The sequence below is a fragment of the Pseudomonas sp. VE 267-6A genome (assembly GCF_024126555.1).
GTDB classification, from domain to species: Bacteria; Pseudomonadota; Gammaproteobacteria; order Pseudomonadales; family Pseudomonadaceae; genus Aquipseudomonas; species Aquipseudomonas palmensis.
Genome location: NZ_JAMYBY010000042.1, coordinates 1 through 1,796, shown reverse-complemented (window position 1 = coordinate 1,796; position 1,796 = coordinate 1). Strand labels below are relative to the sequence as shown.

The 1,796-nt window shown below is 66.8% G+C and carries 1 protein-coding gene; it reads right to left on the bottom strand.

The window, feature by feature from the left end; genetic code table 11:
- The coding region (locus NJH59_RS25340; protein WP_253087466.1) for a condensation domain-containing protein at positions 1-1,796 on the bottom strand (1,796 nt) is incomplete at both ends.

The following is a 1,796-nucleotide window of genomic DNA, read 5'->3' as shown; positions in this document are numbered from 1 at the left end:
AGCCCGGCGCACGCGCAGCCTGGGCTTCGATCAGTTCATGGAGGCAGCGCTGGCTGGCGAACTGCGCAGGCGCCGGGTTCCATTGTTGGAGGTTGGCCTGTTGCTCGCGGGCGTCGAGCAACGGCAGTTCGCCGACGCGCTGTTGCGGACGCTCGACGATGGCGCGCAGCAGGTTCTGCCAGTGCCCCAGCATCTGTTCGATGGTGTGGGCCTCGAACACGTCGGTGGCAAAGGTCAGCGAAGCCGCTATGCCCTCCTCACGCTCGAACACCTCCAGCGACAGGTCGAACTGTGCGGTATGGGTATCCCACTGCAACGCCTCCACCTGCAGGTGCGGCAACGGCTGCAGCCCCTGCCCGTCCCGGGTTTGCGCCTGGTAGTTGAACAGCACCTGGAACAACGAGCTGCGCCCCAGGTTGCGGCCCGGCTGCAGCGCCTCCACCAATTGCTCGAACGGCAGGTCCTGGTGCGCATGGGCCTGCAGGGTGGCCTGGCGCACCTGCTCCAGCAGCGCAGTGAACGCCTGTCGCCCGCTCACCTGAGCCTTGAGTACCAGGGTGTTGACGAAGAAGCCGATCAGGCCCTCGGTTTCCAGGCGGTTGCGGTTGGCCACCGGCACTCCGACACGAATATCGTCCTGGCCGCTATAGCGGTGCAGCAGCGCCTGGAACGAGGCCAGCAACAGCATGAACGGGGTAACCCCGCACTCGCGGGCCAGTTGCAGCAGCCCGCGTGTCAGACCGGCGTCCAACGCCACATCGCGCCTGGCGCCGTGGAAACTGCGCTGGGCGGGGTGGGCACGGTCGGTGGGCAACTGCAGCGTCGGCTGCTCGCCCCCCAGTTGCTCCAGCCAGTAGCGCAACTGACGTTCGCGCTCGCCGGCCTCCAGCCACTGACGCTGCCACTGGGCGAAATCGGCGTACTGGATCGGCAGTTCCGGCAGCACCAGTTCCTCAGCGCTGATGCCAGCGCCGTAGCGACGGATCAGTTCGTCGATCATCACCTGCATCGACCAGCCGTCCGAGACGATATGGTGCTGGGTGAGCACCAGTACATGGTCGTCCTCGGCCAGGCGCAGCAGCTTGACCCGCAGCAGCGGCCCCTGGTCCAGGGCAAACAGGCGGCTGCTTTCAGCCGCGACACTAGCCTGGATCTGCGCCGTGCGATCAGCCACATGTGCCAGCACCTCGAAGTCGATAGGCAGCGGCGCCGCTGGGTCTATGACCTGCCTGACATGGGCGTCCACCTGGACGAACCGGGTGCGCAACGGCTCATGCCGCGCAACCAGCGCATCGAAGCTGCGCTGCAACGCCGGCACATCCAGCGGCCCGCGCAGGCGCAGGGCCGCCGGCAGGTGATAGGCACTGCTCTGCGGGTCCAGCTGCCAGAGGAACCACTGGCGCTCCTGGGCGTAGGACAGCGGCAGCGGCACGCCGCGTTCGACCGCAACCAGCGCAGGCTCGTCAATGCGCTTCAATGCATCCAGCGTGGCGACGAAATCCGCCAGGCGACTGTGTTCGAACAGCGTGCGCAAGGCCACGTCGAAGCCCAGCACCTGACGCACCCGCGAGATCACCTGGGTGGCCAGCAGCGAATGCCCGCCCAGCTCGAAGAAATCGTCGGTACGGCCGATACGCTCGCAGCCGAGCATCTGTTGCCAGAGGGCGGCGATCTGTTGTTCAAGTTCGCCCTGCGGCGCCACGTATTCGGCCTGCAGCAGGCTCGCATCCGGCGCCGGCAAGGCGCGGCGGTCGAGCTTGCCGTTGGCCGTCAGTGGCCATTGCTCCAGGAACAAC